This is a genomic window from Falsiroseomonas bella, assembly GCF_003173615.1.
GTDB lineage: Bacteria > Pseudomonadota > Alphaproteobacteria > Acetobacterales > Acetobacteraceae > Falsiroseomonas > Falsiroseomonas bella.
This window is the reverse complement of the sequence record NZ_QGNA01000005.1, coordinates 545,964-563,085: the sequence shown is the minus strand read 5'-3', so window position 1 is coordinate 563,085 and position 17,122 is coordinate 545,964. Positions and strand designations below refer to the sequence as shown.

General features: G+C 71.3%; 19 protein-coding genes. 16 read left to right on the top strand and 3 right to left on the bottom strand.

Annotated features, from left to right (window positions below; genetic code table 11):
• Positions 1-4: 4 nt before the first annotated feature.
• The gene (locus DFH01_RS29075; RefSeq protein WP_269846288.1) at positions 5-133 is read right to left on the bottom strand and encodes a hypothetical protein; all 129 of its coding nucleotides are present in this window, start codon (positions 131-133) and stop codon (positions 5-7) included.
• Complete coding sequence (locus DFH01_RS23300; RefSeq protein ID WP_109872879.1) at positions 130-408, bottom strand: hypothetical protein; 279 nt, start codon at positions 406-408, stop codon at positions 130-132. Before DFH01_RS23300 ends, DFH01_RS29075 begins: the two co-directional genes overlap by 4 nt.
• A 71-nt stretch (positions 409-479) precedes the next feature.
• Between DFH01_RS23300 and DFH01_RS29070 the strand changes: the two genes are divergently transcribed.
• The 8 genes from DFH01_RS29070 (at position 480) to DFH01_RS23265 (ending at position 7,640) form a co-directional block, all read left to right on the top strand.
• Entirely contained in the window at positions 480-614 is a 135-nt protein-coding gene (locus tag DFH01_RS29070; protein ID WP_269846287.1) for a hypothetical protein, read from the top strand.
• A 186-nt stretch (positions 615-800) separates the two neighbouring features.
• The gene (locus DFH01_RS23295) at positions 801-1,820 is read left to right on the top strand and encodes an ABC transporter substrate-binding protein (RefSeq protein ID WP_109872878.1); all 1,020 of its coding nucleotides are present in this window, start codon (positions 801-803) and stop codon (positions 1,818-1,820) included.
• Positions 1,820-2,449 (top strand): cysteine hydrolase family protein, encoded by a 630-nt coding sequence (locus tag DFH01_RS23290; protein ID WP_109872877.1) that lies wholly within the window; start codon positions 1,820-1,822, stop codon positions 2,447-2,449. The genes DFH01_RS23295 and DFH01_RS23290 overlap by 1 nt, the downstream gene beginning before the upstream one ends.
• A gap of 72 nt (positions 2,450-2,521) precedes the next feature.
• Positions 2,522-3,340 (top strand): ABC transporter ATP-binding protein, encoded by an 819-nt coding sequence (locus DFH01_RS23285; protein ID WP_109872876.1) that lies wholly within the window; start codon positions 2,522-2,524, stop codon positions 3,338-3,340.
• Positions 3,330-4,166 (top strand): ABC transporter permease, encoded by an 837-nt coding sequence (locus DFH01_RS23280; protein ID WP_199231361.1) that lies wholly within the window; start codon positions 3,330-3,332, stop codon positions 4,164-4,166. The genes DFH01_RS23285 and DFH01_RS23280 overlap by 11 nt, the downstream gene beginning before the upstream one ends.
• A gap of 5 nt (positions 4,167-4,171) precedes the next feature.
• Complete coding sequence (locus DFH01_RS23275; protein ID WP_146217130.1) at positions 4,172-5,332, top strand: acyl-CoA dehydrogenase family protein; 1,161 nt, start codon at positions 4,172-4,174, stop codon at positions 5,330-5,332.
• Positions 5,329-6,198, top strand: coding sequence for an amidohydrolase family protein (locus DFH01_RS23270; protein WP_109872874.1), 870 nt, complete (start codon positions 5,329-5,331; stop codon positions 6,196-6,198). Before DFH01_RS23275 ends, DFH01_RS23270 begins: the two co-directional genes overlap by 4 nt.
• The gene (locus DFH01_RS23265; protein WP_109872873.1) at positions 6,195-7,640 is read left to right on the top strand and encodes a class I adenylate-forming enzyme family protein; all 1,446 of its coding nucleotides are present in this window, start codon (positions 6,195-6,197) and stop codon (positions 7,638-7,640) included. The genes DFH01_RS23270 and DFH01_RS23265 overlap by 4 nt, the downstream gene beginning before the upstream one ends.
• Before the next feature lie 42 nt (positions 7,641-7,682).
• Here the strand turns inward: DFH01_RS23265 and cnbZ are convergent, their stop codons facing one another.
• Positions 7,683-8,441: a 2-amino-5-chloromuconate deaminase CnbZ gene (cnbZ, locus tag DFH01_RS23260; RefSeq protein ID WP_109872872.1), complete on the bottom strand. Its 759-nt coding sequence runs from the start codon at positions 8,439-8,441 to the stop codon at positions 7,683-7,685.
• Between the two features lie 155 nt (positions 8,442-8,596).
• On the opposite strand from cnbZ, the gene DFH01_RS23255 reads away from it, so the two are divergent.
• From DFH01_RS23255 to DFH01_RS23220, 8 genes are read left to right on the top strand one after another with little or no spacing between them, the layout of a single operon-like run.
• Complete coding sequence (locus DFH01_RS23255; protein ID WP_109872871.1) at positions 8,597-9,811, top strand: amino acid ABC transporter substrate-binding protein; 1,215 nt, start codon at positions 8,597-8,599, stop codon at positions 9,809-9,811.
• Complete coding sequence (locus DFH01_RS23250; RefSeq protein ID WP_109872870.1) at positions 9,811-10,677, top strand: branched-chain amino acid ABC transporter permease; 867 nt, start codon at positions 9,811-9,813, stop codon at positions 10,675-10,677. The genes DFH01_RS23255 and DFH01_RS23250 overlap by 1 nt, the downstream gene beginning before the upstream one ends.
• Positions 10,674-11,615 (top strand): branched-chain amino acid ABC transporter permease, encoded by a 942-nt coding sequence (locus DFH01_RS23245; RefSeq protein ID WP_109872869.1) that lies wholly within the window; start codon positions 10,674-10,676, stop codon positions 11,613-11,615. Before DFH01_RS23250 ends, DFH01_RS23245 begins: the two co-directional genes overlap by 4 nt.
• Positions 11,612-12,355 carry an ABC transporter ATP-binding protein gene (locus DFH01_RS23240; RefSeq protein WP_109872868.1) on the top strand — a complete coding sequence of 248 codons (744 nt, stop codon included), beginning with the start codon at positions 11,612-11,614 and terminating at the stop codon, positions 12,353-12,355. Before DFH01_RS23245 ends, DFH01_RS23240 begins: the two co-directional genes overlap by 4 nt.
• Entirely contained in the window at positions 12,352-13,077 is a 726-nt protein-coding gene (locus tag DFH01_RS23235) for an ABC transporter ATP-binding protein (protein ID WP_109872867.1), read from the top strand. Before DFH01_RS23240 ends, DFH01_RS23235 begins: the two co-directional genes overlap by 4 nt.
• Before the next feature lie 19 nt (positions 13,078-13,096).
• Positions 13,097-14,083 carry a substrate-binding domain-containing protein gene (locus DFH01_RS23230; protein WP_109872866.1) on the top strand — a complete coding sequence of 329 codons (987 nt, stop codon included), beginning with the start codon at positions 13,097-13,099 and terminating at the stop codon, positions 14,081-14,083.
• A gap of 30 nt (positions 14,084-14,113) precedes the next feature.
• Positions 14,114-15,112, top strand: a complete 999-nt coding sequence (locus DFH01_RS23225) for a TAXI family TRAP transporter solute-binding subunit (protein ID WP_109872865.1) — start codon at positions 14,114-14,116, stop codon at positions 15,110-15,112.
• Between the two features lie 9 nt (positions 15,113-15,121).
• A complete protein-coding gene (locus DFH01_RS23220; RefSeq protein WP_109872864.1) occupies positions 15,122-17,008 on the top strand; it encodes a TRAP transporter permease in 1,887 nt (628 codons plus the stop codon).
• Positions 17,009-17,122: the final 114 nt, after the last annotated feature.

Here is a 17,122-nt window from a genome sequence, read left to right as displayed (position 1 = left end):
CTCGTTACGACATGACCTCGCGCGCCTGGACGGTGTGGCCGTCCGGCATGCGGCCGGTCACCACCACGCGGGTGCCGATCGAATTTTGCAGCGTGGCGGAGAAGCCGTCGCCGCTCGCCGTGAGCGCCGTCATGCGGTTGGTCTGCCCCTCCTGGGGCGCGGGGCCACGCGGCCATGCTTCACCCGCGCCGCGAGGTCGAGATGCGGCGCCGCGGACAGGTCGCAGACGACGAGCCGCGTCGCGCCGGCGGCCCGGTCGGCCGGCAAAACTTCGCTTGCCGCGCGCGCCGCGTGCGCATGGTTCTCCTCCGCGCTTTCCAGCCGCCTTCCCGCCCACCGCCTGATCATGCTCGTGCTGCCGATCGCCGGCTTTGTGGCAGCGGGGTTCGAGCACGCGGTCGCGAACATGCACTTCCTCAGCTTCGGACTGCCCATCAAGTTCCTGGCTGCCGATGGCTTCTGGCGAGACGTGCAACTGGATGCGGCTGCCTTTCCGCATCTGGCTCGTCGGCGCCGCAAGCAATCTCATTGCGGTGACGATCGGCAACATCGGCGGCGGCGCGACGCTCAGCGAAGGCGTCGATTGGCTGCTCTATAGCCCGCCGCGACCGTGACGTTGTTCCTGGCCGCGTCCCGCTGCTCACCGCGCCACGGGATGCCGACATCGGCCGGGGCGCCCGACCTGCTGCGCCGTCCGTTCCCGCTGCGGACACGAGCGCTTGCGCGGCGGACGGGCGCACCCCGTTGACGACGAGCGGCCCGCACTTCAACGTCACCGGAAGGCCGTTGAGGAGAATGTCATGTCCCGCTTTCCGGTGACGCGTCGCGCCGCGCTTGCCCTTGCGGGCGGCAGCGTCGCAGGCATCACGCTCCGCGACGCCCGGGCGCAGGGCGCGCGCGCGATGACCTTCGTGACGCCCTTCGCCTACATCCTCGCCTTCGTCGACGTGCTGAATGCGAAAGGCGGCGGCTACTTCGAGCGGGAAGGGCTGGACGTCACCGTCGAGCAGGGGCGCGGTTCCGCGATGGCGGTGCAGCAGATCGTGGGCGGCGGCGCGCTGCTGTCGCGCACCGGCGTCGGCGACCATATCCGCGCTTCCTCGCGTCCCGGCGGGCAGGAGCTGATCGCGGTGGCGACGATCAGCCAGGGCTCGCCCTTCTACGTGATCAGCCCGACGAGCCGCCCCATCCGCACGCCGGAGGAGATGGCGGGAAAGACCATCGGGATCCTATCCGTCGGCGGGGCGACGGAGATCGTGCTGGACGTGATGCTGCAGGCGCGCGGCGTCGACCGGACCCGCGTCGCGCGGCAGACGGCGCCGAACTCGCCGGCCGGGCTGCAACTGATCGAGCAGGGCCGGATCGACGCCTACATCGTCTCGGCCGGCGTGCCGGTCGCGCTGCAGGCGTCGAACACGCCGCATGTCGCGTGGAACACCGACGACGTCGCCCCGATCCCGGGCCAGTGCTACATCGCGCGCCGCGCGACGGTCGCGCAGAATGGCGACATGGTGGTGCGCTTCCTGCGCGCCGTGCGCCGCTCGCTCCAGGACATGCTGGCCGACACCGACCTTTCGCGCACCCTGGCCAACATCCGCGGCTTCGAGATCGCGGAGATGCGCAACGCCGCGCTCGCGCCGGCGATCCTGCGCAACGAGATGCAGTTCTGGCTGACCGCCGGGCGCGAGAACCTGCTGCGCAACGTGCCTGATCGCTGGCAGCGCGGCTACGACCTGATGGCGGCCGCCGGGTTCGCGCCGGCGGGCGGCCGCGCCGACGCGCTCTACACCAACGAGTTCGTGGAGCGCGCGCGCGGCTGATGCGGTTCCGGCGCGCCGAGGCGGCGCTGCTGCTGGTGGACCTGCAGCGCGGCTTCCTTCATCCGGCGGGGTTCGTGGCGGCGCAGGGGCGCGACGTTTCGGCCTGCGCGGCGGCGGCGCGCGAGGGCTACGCGCTGGCCCACGCCGCGCGTGCCGCCGGCATGCCGGTTATCTGGACGCGCCACGTGCTGCGCGCCGACCATGCCGATGGCGGCCTGCTCACCACCGAGCTCCGCCCGCGCCTCGGCGAGATCGGGGCGCTCGCGCGCGGCAGCGCGGATGTGGAGATCCCGGCCGAAGCCGGCGTGGATCCTGCCGACACCATCATCGACAAGCCACGCTACTCGGCCTTCTTCGGCACGCCGCTCGACATCGTCCTCGCCGCACGCGGCATCCGCGCGCTGATGGTCGGCGGCGTGACCACCTCGATGTGCGTCGAATCCTCGGTGCGCGACGCGGCGCAGCGCGACATCCGCACCTTCGTCGTGCGGGAGGCTGTCGCGGATTTCGACGCCGCCCGCCACGCCGCCTCGCTCGATGCGATGGCCTTCGGCTTCGCACGCATTGTCGCGGCGCGCGACGCGGTGGCGGCGATCGCCGCAGGGGAGGCGCTTTTCCCGCCGTCCTGACGGGGCATGGACAGCCATGCCCCGCCGCGCGACGATCGGCGAAGACGGAGCGGCGCCCCGCCGGGAGAGAGAATGGCCGAAGCTGTCCACCCCGCCATCGCCTTCGGCGCGGTCGAGAAGTGGTACGGCACGCGCGACGAGCCCGTGCACGCGCTGGCGCGCACCGACCTTGCGGTGGCGGATGGCGAGTTCCTCGTGCTGCTCGGGCCGTCCGGCTGCGGCAAGACCACGATGCTGCGCATGATCGGCGGCCTGATCGAGCCCAGTTCGGGCGAGATCGCAATCGAGGGCAAGAGCCTCTGGCGCAACGGCCAGCGCCAGGCGCAGGCGCTGTCGGAACTCGGCATGGTGTTCCAGGACGCCAACCTGTTCCCCTGGCTCTCCATCGAGAAGAACATCGCGCTGCCGCTCGAGCTGAAGGGCGTGCCCGCGCCCGAGCGCCGCGCGCGCGCCGCCGCGCTGATGCGGCTCGTCGGGATCGAGGGCTTCGGCAAGCGCTGGCCGCGGGAGCTCTCGGGCGGCATGCGTCAGCGCGCCGCGATTGCCCGCGCCCTGTCCTACGAGCCGCGCATCCTGCTGATGGACGAGCCTTTCGGCGCGCTCGACGCGATGACGCGCGAGGCGATGAACATGGAACTCCAGCGTATCTGGCTGGAGACGCGGAAGACGATCGTGCTGGTCACCCACTCCATCGCGGAGGCGGTGTTCCTCGCCGACCGCGTCGTGCTGCTCTCACCCCGTCCGGGCCGCGTGGACAGGATCGAGCGGATCGCCTTCGCGCGCCCCCGCATGCCTGACCTGCAGTCGAGCGCTGAGTTCCAGGCCATCGTGCGCGGCCTTCGCCATCGGCTCAACGAGATCGGCGAGGAAGGATCCGGCCATGCCCGATGACGCGCGCGCCGCGTCGCTCCCGCCCTCCGCCGCCCTCGCGCGCCGCCGGCGGATGACGGATCGCGCGCTGCCGTGGATCACCACGCCGGTCCTGGCCGGGCTGCTGATCCTCGCCTGGGACCTCTATGTCCGGCTCGCCGGTGTCTCGCCGCTGATCCTGCCGCGGCCGGGCGCGGTCTGGCAGGCCTGGCTGGAACTGCTCCGCGACCCGCGCGCCTGGCACCACACCTGGATGACGGTCTATGCGACGCTCACCGGCTTCGCCTATGCCTGTGTGCTCGGCATCGGCCTCGGCGTGCTGATCGCGCGCGCGCGCTGGCTGGAGCTGACGCTCAATCCCTTCATCGTCGCGACCCAGGTCATCCCCAAGGTCGCGCTGGTTCCGCTGTTCGTCCTGTGGTTCGGCTTCGGCATCACCTCCAAGGTGATTGTCGCGGCGGTGCTCTCCTTCTTCCCGATCCTCACCAACACCGCGCTCGGCGTGAAGTCCATCGACGAGGGCCACCGCGACGTGATGGTGTCGCTGAACGCCAGCCGCTGGCAGGTGTTCCGGCGGCTGGAGCTGCCCTCGGCGCTGCCCTACATCCTGACGGGGCTCGAGGTCGGCATCGTGCTGGCGATCATCGGCGCGATCGTCGGCGAGTATCTCGGCGGCAGTTCCGGCCTCGGCCACCTGCTCATCGCCCGCCTCAACGCCTTCGAGACGGACGGCATGTTCGCCGTGCTGATGCACATGTCCATCCTCGGCTTCACCTTCTACTTCTCGATCGGCGCGCTGCGGCGGATGCTGATCCCCTGGCACGCCTCCGCGCGGCTGAAGGTGTGACGCGCATGCTCGCCGCCGCCACGGAGGAGCAGGCGCAGATCCTCGCCTCGGTGGAGGCGTTCCTGCGGCGCACCCTGCCGCCCGAGGAGATCCGGCGGCGCGACGCGAAGCATGTGCCGCCCTACGACCTGCTGCCCGAGATGGGCCGCGCCGGCTTCTTCGCGCTGGCCGTGCCGCAGGCGCAGGGCGGGCTCGGCGCGGAGTGGCTCACCGTCGCGCTGGTGCAGGAGCGGCTCGGCCGGCACGCCTACATGGCCGCCTCCATCTTCAACCGCGTGGTCGGCTTCGGCCTGATGTCGCTTCTCGCCTACGGCAGCGCGGCGCAGCGCTCCGCGCTGCTGCCCGTGCTGATGGCGGGCGAGGCGTTCTGCGCGCTGGCGCTGACCGAGCCGCAGGCCGGCAGCGACGCCGCCGCGATCCGCACGCGCGCCGAGCGCGGGCCCGGCGGCTGGCGCATCAGCGGCCGCAAGACCTGGATCAGCGACGCCGAGGCGGCGCGCTGGCTGATCCTGCCCGCGCGCACCGGGCCCGAGCGCGAGGGGCACCGCGGCATCTCGCTGTTCCTCGTCCCGACCGCGACGCCGGGCATCGCGATGACGCGGCTGCCGAAGATCGGCAACAACTGCATGCCCTCCTTCGACATCGGTCTGGACGAAGTCGTGGTGCCGGAGGACGCGCTGCTCGGCGAGGAAGGCCGCGGCTTCGCGCAGCTGATGTCCACGCTGCACTACTCGCGCGCCTCGATGGCCGCGACCGTGACGGGCGCGGCGGAGGCCGCGCTCGGCCTTGCGCTGGACCATGCCCGAAGCCGCGTGCAGTTCGGCCGGCCGATCGGCACCTTCCAGTCGGTGGCGCACCGCCTTGCGGACCTGCGCATCCGGGTGGACCTGTCGCGGCTGATGGTTGCGCATCTCGCGCGGCTGATTGGTTCGGGCGCGCCCTGCCGGCGCGAGGCGGCGCAGGCCAAGATCGTCGCGACCGAGACGCTGCGCGACGTGACGGATGCGGGCATGCAGGTCATGGCCAGCGCCGGCTATGCGGCCGACAGCGACATGCAGCGGCTGTGGCGCGATTCGCGCCTCTACACCTTCGGCGAAGGCGCGAACGAGGTGCTGCGCGACGGCATCGCGCGCGAATTGGGACTGCTGGCGGGGAACGCGACATGACGGCACTGCGGGCGATCGACGCCGTGGTCAACATCTGGACGCCGGAGGCGCTCGCGGGTCGGCCCGACCGCACCGCCTTCTACACCGGCAAGATGCGCGTGAAGCCCGAGACCTTCCAGGGGCTGAGCCTGAAGGAGATGCTCGCGCGCATGGACGCCGCGGGCATCGAGCGCGCCTTCCTGATCGCCGCCAAGGTCGGAAGGCTCGGCCATCCCGCCTGCTACCACGTGGACTACCGCCTGGTCGCGGAGGCGGTGCAGGCGCATCCCGACCGCTTCCACGGCCTGGCCGGGCTCGACCCCACGGAAGGCATGCGCGGCGTGCGCGAACTCGCGCGCGCGGTCACGGAATACGGCTTCATCGGCGCGCATTTCTACCCGCACTGGTTCGAGCTGCCGCCGGACCACGCGAAGTGGTACCCGTTCTACGCGAAATGCGTGGAGCTCGACGTGCCCGTGCAGCTGCAGGTCGGGCAATCCATGGTGTACGATCCGTCCTATCCGCTGCGCTCCGTCGGGCGGCCCATCGCGCTCGATGCGGTCGCCTGCGACTTCCCCGAGCTGCGCATCATCGGCATCCATGTCGGCATTCCCTGGACCGACGAGATGATCGCGATGGCCTGGAAGCACGCGAATGTCTTCATCGGCTCCGACGCGCACAGCCCGCGCTACTGGCCGCAATCCTTCGTGCACTACATCCGCAGCTACGGCCAGGACAAGGTGATCTTCGGCACCGATTTCCCGGTGCTCGACTTCGGCCGCACCATGGCCGAGATCGACGCGCTGAACCTGCCCGAGCCGGTGCGGCAGAAGTTCCTGCGCACCAATGCGCTGCGCGTCTACAAGCTGGACGGTGCGGCGTCGTGAGCCTCGCGGATGCGCTCGACATCCATGCGAAGGCGCGGCCGACCCACCCGGCGCTGATCGACGGTGCGCTCCGTCTCACCCATGCGGAGTTCTGCACGCGCGTGCGGCGGATGGCCGCCTGGCTCACCGGGCTGGGCCTGCCCGCGGACCGGCCCGTTGGCGTCTGCCTGCACGACACGGCGCAGCATGTCGTGGCCCTCTACGCGCTCGCCCGCGCAGGCATCGCGATCCTGCCGCTGGATGTGCGCTGGACGACGGAGGAGCAGCGCAACGTCGCCACGCATTTCGGCGCCTCCCTCGTCCTGGTGGAGCCCGACATGCCCGCGCTGCCAGGCCTCGATTGTCTGGTGCCGGAGGAAGCGCCGGATGCCGTCGCCGCGGTGATGCGCTTCCCGAGCGATCCCGGCCTGCCCTTCGTGCTCTCGCTCTCCTCCGGCACCACGGGGCGGCCGAAGGGCCCGCTCATCACGCATGCGCATTTCCTCGCGCGCTTCCGCACGCATTGGATCAATCTCGGCCTGAACGGACGGGATCGCTTCGTCTCCGCGACGCCGCTCTATTTCGGCGGCGGACGCACCTTCGCGATGTCGGTGCTCTATTCCGGCGGGACCGTGATTCTGCGCCCGCCCCCCTGCGGCCCCGAGGAGCTCATCGCCTGCGTCGCCGCCGAGCGCGCCACAAGCCTGTTCCTGGTGCCGACGCAATTCCGCCGGCTGCTCGCGCTCGACGACGCCGCGCTCGCGCCGCTCAGGGGGCTGCACCTTCTGCTCTCCTCCGGCGCGCCGCTCTCGGCCGAGGAGCGCGTGGCGATCCGCGACCGCCTGTGCCCGAACTTCTTCGAATACTACGCTTCGACCGAAGGGGGCGGCGTGTCGCTGCTCGCGCCCGAGGATCTCGGTGCGCATGGCGGCACGGTGGGACGGCCCGTCTTCGGCGTGGAGGTCGAGGTAGTGGACGAGGCCGGCCGGCCACTGCCAGCCGGCGAGACCGGGCTGCTCCGCTATCGCGGACCCGGCTGCGCCACCGCCTATCACCGCGACGACGACGCCTCCGCCGAGGCCTTCCGCGACGGCTGGTTCCACCCGGGCGACCTCGCCTCGGTGGATGCGGAAGGCTTCGTGACGCTGCGCGGCCGGCAGAAGGACATGATCATACGCGGCGGCATCAACATCTACCCGGCCGACATCGAGGCCGTCCTGAACGCGCATCCCGACGTTGCCGAGAGCGCGGCCGTCGGCATCCCCTCGGCGGAGTTCGGCGAGGAGATCGCCGCCTTCGTGCGGCTGGAGCGTCCCGCGAGCCCGGAGGCGCTGCTCGGCTTCGCGCGCGATCGGCTGCCGCGGCCGAAATGGCCGCTTCGTGTCGTCGTCGTGGACGAGCTGCCGCGCAACAGCGCGGGCAAGGTCCTCAAGCGCGAGCTGGCGCAGCGGCTGCAGGCCTGAGCGCCGCGGCGGACCGGTCCACCGCGGACCGGTCCGCAGCACTCATGCCAAGGCGACGTGCTCGACAGCCACGCGGCGGCAATCCATCTCGTAGTCGAGCCCGACCACGGGCGGGCGGCAGTAATGCCAGGTGAGGCCATGGCGCGCCGCGCCGCGCGCGACGATCTCCTTCGCCAGGAAGGGGTGGATGTCGAACACCGTGTAGAGCTGCGCCGCCGTCGTACCCGCCCAGTCGCCGCCGAGCGCGCCCATCCGCCGCTCCATCTCGCCGAGCACCCAGCGCGCCTTGCTGCGCAGGCCGGCGGGGGAGGTGTCGTCCAGCGCCACGATGTGGTCGCGGTAGTTCGCATGCCCTTCCTCGGCCTCGCCGCTGCCGGCGACGACGAAGGATGGCGGCGCATCGGCCGCAGGGACTGTGTAGGAGAAGGCGTGGAAGCCGGGCTCGGCGGGCGGCGCGACCTCCGGGCAGACATTGCTGCGCGCCACCGGGTTCACGTTGCCGTCGAGCAGCACACCCCATTCGCGCAGCACCGCGGCATAGGCGGTGTTGAAGCTGCGGAAGCCCTCCTCCGTGAAGGGTGCGGGCGAGCGCAGCTCGCAGGCGCAGAAGGCGTTGCGCGGGCGGCCGGCCGCGTCGAGCCAGGCGGCGATGCGGCGCCAGCCTTCCGCCATCGGCACCGGCTCCTCGAAGCGCACGCGCTCGATTCGGAAGCCGGGCAGCGCCGCCACGCCGGCCGAGTACTGGAAGACACCCGGCACGAAACGGTAGCCGGCGGCCGTCACCGCGATTGTCTGAGCCATGCGCAACCCCGTCCGCGAACTGCACGATCGCCATGCAATGAAGCCGATGGCAGCCTGGCGGGCAAGCGTCCGCGCGGCCGATCGGCTCTTGCCATCACCGTCGCCGCATGCCGACATGCGCCGCACCGGATTCAACCGCGGGGGAGAGACACAGCATGACGACGCTTCCGGCCTTCGGTCGCCGCTCGGCGCTCGGCTTCGCCGCCGCCGGCCTTCTCGCGCCGCTCGGCGCCGCGCGCGGCCAGCAGCCCACGATCCGGGTCGGCGCGCCGCTGCCGCTGACCGGGCCGCTCGCGCCGGAGGGCATCAAGCAGCGCAACGGCTACGATTTCTGGGCGGCGGCGGCGAATGCGCGCGGCGGCGTGGATGTCGCCGGCACGAAGCACCGCGTCGAGATCGTCTATGCCGACTACGCCTCCAACACGCCGCGCGCGGTGCAGACGGCGGAGCGGCTGATCACGCAGGACCGGGTGAACTTCCTCTTCTCGCCCTTCGGTTCGGGCGCGGCGAAGGCCGCATCCTCGGTCAACGAGCGCTACGGCATCCCGACCATCGCCGCGACCGCGTCGTCGGAACAGGTCTACGACCAGGGCTACAAGTTCCTGTTCGGCACCTTCACGCCCAACAGCACCCTGACGGAACCTCTGGCCGAGATCGTCACCGGCGCCAATCCGCAGGTGCGGCGCGTTGCCGTCCTCGCGCGCAACGACCTCTTCCCGCTGGCGATCGGGCAGGAGATGGTGGCCAGCGCGCGCAAGCGGAACCTGCAGGTGGTGTTCGACGAGAAATACGCGATCGGCACCATGGACCACGCCAGCGCCATCACCCAGATGCGCGCGCAGCGCCCGGACTGGGTCTTCGCCACCGGCTACACCAACGACCTGATCCTGATCCGCAAGCAGATGGCCGATCTCGGCCTGCGCGCGCCGGTGGTCACGATGATCGCCGGCCCGGCCTATCGCGAGTTCATCAGCGCCACCGGCCGCCAGGCGGAGAACATCACCAGCGCCGCCTGGTGGCATCCCGCGGTGCGCTACCAGGGCCAGGATCTCTTCGGCACGACCGAGTCCTTCAACCAGGCCTGGGAACAGCGCTTCAACGCCGAGCCCGACTATGCCGAGGCCTCCGCCGCGGCTGCCGGCGCGATCCTGCAGATGGCGGTCGAAGCCGCTCGCACGATCGAGCCGGCCAAGGTGCGCGACGCGCTGGCGGCGATGGACGCGACCACCTTCTATGGCCGCGTGAAGTTCGGCCCGACCGGACAGATCACCTCGCTCGAGCCGCCGGTGTTCCAGATCCAGGGCGGGCAGCCGCGCGTCATCTTCCCGCAGGGGATCAAGCAGGCGGATCTGCGCTTCGGCGTGGGCTGATGCTCTACCTCCAGGTCGCGGCCAACGGGCTGGTGCTCGGCGGTCTCTATGCGTGCATCGCGGTCGGCTTCTCCCTCGTCTGGGGCGTGCTGAACGTCATCAACATCCTGCACGGCTCCTTCATCGTGCTGGGCAGCTACCTGGCGCTGTTCGCCTACCAGGTGCTCGGGCTGCATCCCTTCCTGGCGATCCTGCCGGTGGCCGCCGCACTCTACGCGGTGGGCCACGCGACGCAGGGGTTGCTGGTGAACAGGGTGATCGCGGCGCCAGTGCTGATGACGCTGACGCTGACCTTCGGCCTCGACCTGATGCTGAACAACACGATGATCGTCGCCTTCACTGCCGACTACCGGCGGCTCAACCTGGAAACGCCGCTCGGCGTGCTGTTCCTTGGCGACGTCGTGCTGCCGGGCGACCGCGTGGCAGCGATGGCGCTGGCGCTGCTGCTGACGGGCGGGCTCTGGCTGCTGCTGCGCGGCACGCGGCTCGGGCGCGCCGTGGTCGCGGTACGCATGGACCGCGACGCGGCGGCGCTGATGGGCGTCAACGTGCCGCGCATCAATGCCGTCACCTTCGGTCTCGGCGCTGCCATGGCGGGGGCGGCGGGCGTGCTGCTGGCGCTGATCTTCCCGGTCTCGCCGCTCAACAGCGGCCTTTTCCTGGGCAAGGCCTTCACGGTCTGCGTCCTCGGCGGGCTCGGCAGCGTGCCCGGCGCGCTGGTCGGCGGCATCGCGCTCGGGCTGATCGAGAGCTTCGGCGCGCTCTGGCTCGGGCCGGAATGGGCGATCACCATCTCCTTCATGGTGCTGATCGCGGTCCTCGCGCTCCGGCCGGACGGATTGCTCGGCCGCCGGGGCTACGCATGAGCGGGCTGCGCGACTGGGCGCTGCTCGTGCTCGGCGTCGCCGTGCTGGCGGCGTTGCCGATGGTGGCGGACAACTACACGCTGCGGCTCGGCACCGTGTTCTGCATGTATGCCGCGCTCGCGCTGTCCTGGAACGTGATCGGCGGCTTCGCGGGCTATCCCTCCTTCGCCACCGCCGCCTTCTTCGGTCTTGGCGCCTACACCTGCGCGATCCTGCAATCCGCCGGATGGCCGATGCTGCCGGCGCTCGCCGCCGGCGGCGCGCTGGCCGGGCTGTTTGCGGCGGCGGTGGGCGGGGCGATCCTGCATCTGCGCGGCCACTACTTCGCCATCGCGAGCCTGGCGCTGGCCGAGGTGCTCCGCGAGCTCGCGACCAAGCTCGAATGGCTCACCGGTGGCGGCATGGGGCTGAATCTGCCCGTGCCGGCGATGGAACTGCACGCGCAGGCGGCGTTCTTCCTGCACCTGATGCTCGGCGTCGCGGCGCTTGCCGGCGCGGCGACGCTGCTGCTGCGCGGATCGCGGCTCGGCTTCGCGCTGCGCTGCATCCAGCAGAACGAGGACGCGGCCGGCATGCTCGGCGTGGACACCCGCCGCGCCAAGACGCTCGCCTTCGCGATCTCCGCGATCTTCCCGGGGCTGGCCGGCGGCGCCTATGCCAGCTGGACGCACTACATCGAGCCGCCCGACGTCTTCGACGTGCTGCTCTCCGTCAAGCCGCTGGTGATGGTGCTGCTCGGCGGCCTCGGCACCGTCTTCGGGCCGGTGGTCGGCGCCGGCCTGCTGCTGCTGTTCGAGGAAGCGGTGTGGCGCAGCTTCCTGACGCTGCATGCCGCCGTGCTCGGCGTGATCATCGTCGTGCTGGTGCTGTTCCTGCCGAACGGGCTGATGGACGCGACGCGCCGCCTGCTCGGCCGCCGTGGACGAGGCGCCGCATGAGCGCGCTGCTCCGCCTCGAGGGCGTTTCCCGCCGCTTCGGCGGGCTGGCGGCGCTCGATTCCGTCTCACTTGAACTCGGCCGCGGCGAGATACTCGGCCTGATCGGCCCGAACGGCGCGGGCAAGACGACGCTGGTCAATGTCGTCACCGGCGTCCACACCGCGACATCGGGCCGCGTCACCTTCGAGGGGCAGGACATCACCCGCCTGCCGCCGCACCGCGTCGCGCGGCTTGGGCTCGCGCGCACCTGGCAGATCGTGCAGCCCTTCCCGCGCATGACGGTGGCGGAGAACGTCGCCGCCGGCGCTCTCTTCGCGGGTGGCGCCGCGGATGTCGCCTCCGCGCTGGCCGCGGCGCGCGAGAGCCTCGGCTTCGTCAACCTCGCCGATCTGGCCGACGCGCCCGCGGCGACGCTCACGCTCGCCCGCCGGAAGCGGCTGGAACTCGCGCGCGCGCTGGCGATGAAGCCGCGCCTGATCATGCTGGACGAGGTGAATGCCGGCCTCAACACCGCCGAGATCGACGAGGCGCTGGCCCTGATCCGCCGCATCGCCGCGGAAGGGATCACGATCGTCATCATCGAGCACCTGATGAAGGTGGTCCTCGGCGTCTCGACGCGCATCGCCGTGCTGCACCATGGCCGCCTGATCGCCGACGGCGCCCCGCAGGAGGTGGTGCGCGACAAGGAGGTCGTCGCCGCCTATCTCGGCCGGCGCTACGCGGAGCGCGGTGCGGCATGAGCGACGCGGCGCTCGAGGTCGAGGAGCTGCACGCGGGCTATGGCGACGTCGCGGTGCTGCGCGGCGTCTCGCTCTCCGTCGCGGCCGGCGCGATCACCTGCATCATCGGCTCCAACGGCGCGGGCAAGACGACGCTGCTGCGCGCCGTATCCGGCCTCGTTTCCGCCCGCGCCGGCCGCGTGCGCGCGGCAGGGCAGGACCTGACGAATGCAGGGCCGGAGGCGATGGTGCGCGCCGGAGTCGTCCACGTGCCGGAAGGCCGCCGCCTCTTCGCCGCGATGAGCGTGCGCGACAACCTGCTGATGGGCGCCTATCTCCGCCGCGACCAGGCCGCGATCCGCCGTGACCTCGAGCGCGTCTACGAGACATTCCCGCGCCTCGCGGAGCGCCGCCATCAGGACGCCTCCACCCTGTCGGGCGGCGAGCAGCAGATGTGCGCGATCGGCCGCGGAATCATGGCCGATCCCCGCGTGCTGATGATCGACGAGCTCTCGCTCGGCCTCGCGCCGGCGGCGGTGGACCTGCTGATGGACGCGCTGCGCGCGATCAACGCAGCGGGCGTCGCCATCCTGCTGGTGGAGCAGGACGTGATGGCCGCGCTCGACGTCGCGCATGCGGGCTACATCCTGGACCGCGGCAGCGTGGTGGGCGCGGGCAGCAGCGCGGCGCTGGCCGCGGACCCGATGATCCGCGAAGCCTATCTGGGCGCCGTCCAGGCGTGAATCGAAGGGGGAGAGGACCATGGGCCGACTGCGCCCGACCATCGCCGTGTGGGACTACGACCGGACGCGCCCGCTGATCGACGGCCGCGTGACCGTGGAGGGCTGCGATCCGATCTGGCTGCACGACATGCCGATCGAGACGATGTTCTCGCGTGCGCTAGGCGGCGCGGAGTTCGACGTCTCGGAGCTGTCCTTCTCCAACTACATGGCGCAGGTGGCGCGCGGCACGAACGGCTATCTCGGCCTGCCGATCTTCCCCTCCCGCAGCTTCCGCCACGGCGCCTGGTTCCTGCGCGCGGATGCCGGCATCACGCGGCCGGAGGCGCTGAAGGGACGGCGCATCGGCGTGCGCGAATACTCCATGACGGCTGCCGTCGTCGCGCGCGGCCTGATGGAGGACGAGCACGGGATCGGCGGGCGCGACGTCACCTGGGTGATGGGCGACGTGGACGAAAGGGAACGCACCCACATCCCGCTGCCCGACCTTCCCGAAGGCTTCCGCGTGGAACGCGCGCCGGAGGGACGGATGCTGGCGGACATGCTGATGGAGGGCGAGCTCGATGCGCTGCTCGCCTACAAGCCGCCCAAGGCCTTCGTGAAGGGCGATCCGCGCATCATCCGCCTCTTCCCGGACTACGAGGCGCGGGAGCGCGACTACGCCCGCCGCACCGGCATCTTCCCGGTCATGCACCTGATGGGCATCCGCCGCGAGCTGGCGGAGGCCGAGCCCTGGCTCGCCATGTCGCTGATGGCGGCCTTCACCGCGGCGAAGGATCTGGCGATCGCCGACCTCTCCATCGTGCAGGCGCTGAAGGTCGCGCTGCCCTGGGCGCCAGCCGAATTCGCCCGCACGCGCGAAGCGCTGGGTGACGACTACTGGCCCTATGGCGTCGCCCGCAATCGCCGCGCGCTGGAGGCGCTCACGCGCTGGCACCACGCGCAGGGTCTCTCGCCCCGGCCGCTCGCGGTCGAGGAGCTGTTTGTCCGCACCACCCTGGGCACCTGAAGCCCGAACCGCCGAGAAGGAGACGAGGACATGACCGGATTCAGCCGACGTTCCCTGCTGGCCGCGCTGCCCGCCGCGGCGCTTGCCACGCCCGCCCTCGCGCAGCGGCGCTGGCAGCCGGGCGAGCGCTTCACCATCCGCATCGCGGCGAGTCAGCCGGTGCACCCGATCTACGCCATCAGCGTCGGGCAGAAGACCATCGTCGAGCGCGCGCTGCCCGGCGTGCGCGTGGAGATCATCGCGACCCAGGGCGGCATCGAGAATGCCAACCTGATCAAGGCGGGTGACGTGGAAGCCGCCAACGGCAACGTCGCCGGCGCCTACTCGGTCCATCACGGCCGCTTCGAGGCCGAGGGCGAGCGGCCCTACCCCGGCCTGCTCTCCTGGATGCCCGGCTACGACGCGCCGCAGGGCATCATGGTGAATGCCAACAGCCCCATCCGCAGCTTCGCCGACCTGCGCGGCAAGCGCATCGCGCTCGGCCCCGTCGGTTCCGGCGCGGAGGCTGTCGTCACCGCCACGATCAAGGCGCTCGGCATGACCGACCGCGACTTCGCCAACGTGCTCCGCACCGATCCGCGCCAGGCCTTCAACGCGCTGGCCGCCGGCAACGTGGATGCGGTGATCTGGGGCACCGCGCCGCCGGCGGGCGCCATTACCGAGCAGGTGACCACGCGCAACATCGGCTTTGTCTCCTTCACCGCGGAGGAGCTGGCGCCGGTCGCGCGCGACCTGCCCTACGTCAACGCCGCGCGCCTGCCGGCCGGCGTCTATGCGACGCAGACGACCGACATGCTCTGGCCCAACGCCGGCGTGCACCACTGGATCAGCGACCGCGTGCCGGAGGAGCTGGTCTACCGCGCCACCAAGGCGATCTGGGAAGCGCGGGAGGAGCTGGTGACCCGCCATGCCTCGCAGCGCCTGCTCTCGGCCGACATGGTGCGCGCCCAGGCCGCGATGGTGCCTTTCCATCCCGGGGCCGCGCGCTACTTCGTCGAAGCTGGCATCCTGCGCAGCGCACAGGGCTGAGGGGCCAGCATGAGCAACCGGCGCGAGCTCGCGGGCTTCGACCTGGCCGTCTGGCTGACGGTCGGGCTCGTCGGGTTCGCGCTGCAGCTATGGCTGATCTATCTCAACCCGATCAGCCCGCTGCTGCACGCGATGGGGTTCCTCTCCGTCGTCATGGTGCTGGCCTTCATGCGCTATGCGGCGCGGCCGCTGCGGCCGGGCGCGTCGCACCGGGTTCCGTGGCACGACTGGCTGCTCGCCGCCGCCTCGCTCGCGCTGCTGGTCCACGCCAATCTCGACTACGCGCAGTTCGTCCGCCGCGCCGCCATCCCGCGCCCGCCCGACATCTGGATCGGGCTGCTTTTCGTGGCGCTGCTGCTGGAGGCAGGGCGGCGCGCGGTGGGCTGGATCCTGCCGGTGATCGGCATCGCGGCAATGTTCTACGCGCTGTCGGGCCTGATCCTGCCGGAATCCTGGGATGTCGGCCCGACCCTGTCGCTGCGCCGCGTGGTCGGCACGCTCACCATGACGGAGCTCGGCCTGTTCAGCGAGCCGACGCAGGTGGCGCTGCGCTGGATCTTCCTCTTCGTCGCCTTCGGCCAGGCGCTGGCGCTGATCGGCGGCGACGTCTTCTTCGAGCGAATCTCGGTCCGGCTCGCCGGCGGGCTGCGTGGCGGGCCTGCCTACATCTCGATCGTCTCCTCGGCGCTGTTCGGCACCGTCTCGGGCAGCAACGTCGCGAACGTGATGATGGGCGGGCAGGTGACGATCCCGCTGATGGACAAGGTCGGCTACGGCCGCACGCGCGCCGCGGCGATCGAGGCCGTCTCCTCAACCGGCGGCGCGCTGACGCCCCCGATCATGGGCGCGGCCGCGCTGATCATGGCGGAACTCGCCAATGTGCCCTACGCCACCGTCGTCGCGTCCGCCGTGCTGCCGGCGATCCTCTTCTACGTCGCGGTCACGGCCTATGTGTACGGCGCGACGGTGCGGCTCGGCATCGGTGCCGGCGACCTGGCGGAGGAACTCCCGGCCTGGCGCATCCTGCTGGCGAACTGGCCGGTGCTGCTCGGCGTCACCTGGCTGATCTGGCGCATCGCCGACGCCTATCCGCTGGAGCATGCGGCGCTGCAGGCGACCGCCATCATCCTGGTCGGCGGCTTCGTCATGGGGCCGGCCCGCTACACCCTCCCCCGCCTGCGCGATGCCTTCGCCGGTCTGATCGACGGCACGCTCGAGATCGGCCTGGCCTGCGCGGTCTCCGGCGTGCTGGTCGGCGTGATCCTGGTCACCGGCCTCGGCATCGATCTGTCGGCCTTCGTGGTCGAGCTCGGGCGCAGCTCGCTGCTGCTGGCGCTGGTGGCGACGATGCTGGTGGTGATGCTGCTCGGCATGGCCGTGCCGGGCATCGCCGCCTACATCATCGCCGCCTCGGTCGCCGCGGCGCCGCTGGCGGAGCTCGGCGTGCCGCTGCTCGCGGCGCACATGTTCATCTTCTACTTCTCGCTCTTCGCCGGGCTGACGCCGCCCGTCGCGCTGACTGCCTTCGCCGCGGCGGGCATCGCAGGCTCCGATCCCTTCCGCACCGGCTTCCTCTCGATGCTGATCGCCGCACCCGCCTATCTGCTCGCTTTCTTCATGGTGCTGCAGCCGCAGCTTCTGCTGCTCGAAGGCAGCGCGGCGAGTATCGCGCTCTCCTTCGTCACGGGCTTCGTCGGCGTCTCCGCCTTCGGCCTCGCGGTGGCGGGCGCGTGGTTCGGACCGCTCGGGCCCGTGTCTCGCCTGGTGCTGGCCACCGCAGGCGTGGCGCTGGTGGATGCCGGGCTCGCGACGGACCTCGCCGGCGGCGCCGCCGTGCTGGCGGTGGGTCTGCTGAACCGGCGCCAGGTCGCGTCCCTGGCGGTGGGGCGCGCATGAGCGGGCCTGCACAGGAATCGTGCGCGATGCCGCCCGCCTCGGCATGACGCGCCCGCCCTGCCCAGTTGCGCGCGCGGCATGCCCTTGCATGCGGGGCGGCCGGGTTCTTCACTC

Excerpts from the sequence above, each read along its gene's own strand:
- DFH01_RS29075 (WP_269846288.1), bottom strand. The coding sequence starts at position 133 with ATGACGGCGCTCACGGCGAGCGGCGACGGCTTCTCCGCCACGCTGCAA.
- DFH01_RS23300 (WP_109872879.1), bottom strand. The coding sequence starts at position 408 with ATGTTCGCGACCGCGTGCTCGAACCCCGCTGCCACAAAGCCGGCGATC.
- DFH01_RS29070 (WP_269846287.1), top strand. The coding sequence starts at position 480 with ATGCGGCTGCCTTTCCGCATCTGGCTCGTCGGCGCCGCAAGCAATCTC.
- DFH01_RS23295 (WP_109872878.1), top strand. The coding sequence starts at position 801 with ATGTCCCGCTTTCCGGTGACGCGTCGCGCCGCGCTTGCCCTTGCGGGC.
- DFH01_RS23290 (WP_109872877.1), top strand. The coding sequence starts at position 1,820 with ATGCGGTTCCGGCGCGCCGAGGCGGCGCTGCTGCTGGTGGACCTGCAG.
- DFH01_RS23285 (WP_109872876.1), top strand. The coding sequence starts at position 2,522 with ATGGCCGAAGCTGTCCACCCCGCCATCGCCTTCGGCGCGGTCGAGAAG.
- DFH01_RS23280 (WP_199231361.1), top strand. The coding sequence starts at position 3,330 with ATGCCCGATGACGCGCGCGCCGCGTCGCTCCCGCCCTCCGCCGCCCTC.
- DFH01_RS23275 (WP_146217130.1), top strand. The coding sequence starts at position 4,172 with ATGCTCGCCGCCGCCACGGAGGAGCAGGCGCAGATCCTCGCCTCGGTG.
- DFH01_RS23270 (WP_109872874.1), top strand. The coding sequence starts at position 5,329 with ATGACGGCACTGCGGGCGATCGACGCCGTGGTCAACATCTGGACGCCG.
- cnbZ (WP_109872872.1), bottom strand. The coding sequence starts at position 8,441 with ATGGCTCAGACAATCGCGGTGACGGCCGCCGGCTACCGTTTCGTGCCG.
- DFH01_RS23255 (WP_109872871.1), top strand. The coding sequence starts at position 8,597 with ATGACGACGCTTCCGGCCTTCGGTCGCCGCTCGGCGCTCGGCTTCGCC.
- DFH01_RS23250 (WP_109872870.1), top strand. The coding sequence starts at position 9,811 with ATGCTCTACCTCCAGGTCGCGGCCAACGGGCTGGTGCTCGGCGGTCTC.
- DFH01_RS23245 (WP_109872869.1), top strand. The coding sequence starts at position 10,674 with ATGAGCGGGCTGCGCGACTGGGCGCTGCTCGTGCTCGGCGTCGCCGTG.
- DFH01_RS23240 (WP_109872868.1), top strand. The coding sequence starts at position 11,612 with ATGAGCGCGCTGCTCCGCCTCGAGGGCGTTTCCCGCCGCTTCGGCGGG.
- DFH01_RS23235 (WP_109872867.1), top strand. The coding sequence starts at position 12,352 with ATGAGCGACGCGGCGCTCGAGGTCGAGGAGCTGCACGCGGGCTATGGC.
- DFH01_RS23230 (WP_109872866.1), top strand. The coding sequence starts at position 13,097 with ATGGGCCGACTGCGCCCGACCATCGCCGTGTGGGACTACGACCGGACG.
- DFH01_RS23225 (WP_109872865.1), top strand. The coding sequence starts at position 14,114 with ATGACCGGATTCAGCCGACGTTCCCTGCTGGCCGCGCTGCCCGCCGCG.
- DFH01_RS23220 (WP_109872864.1), top strand. The coding sequence starts at position 15,122 with ATGAGCAACCGGCGCGAGCTCGCGGGCTTCGACCTGGCCGTCTGGCTG.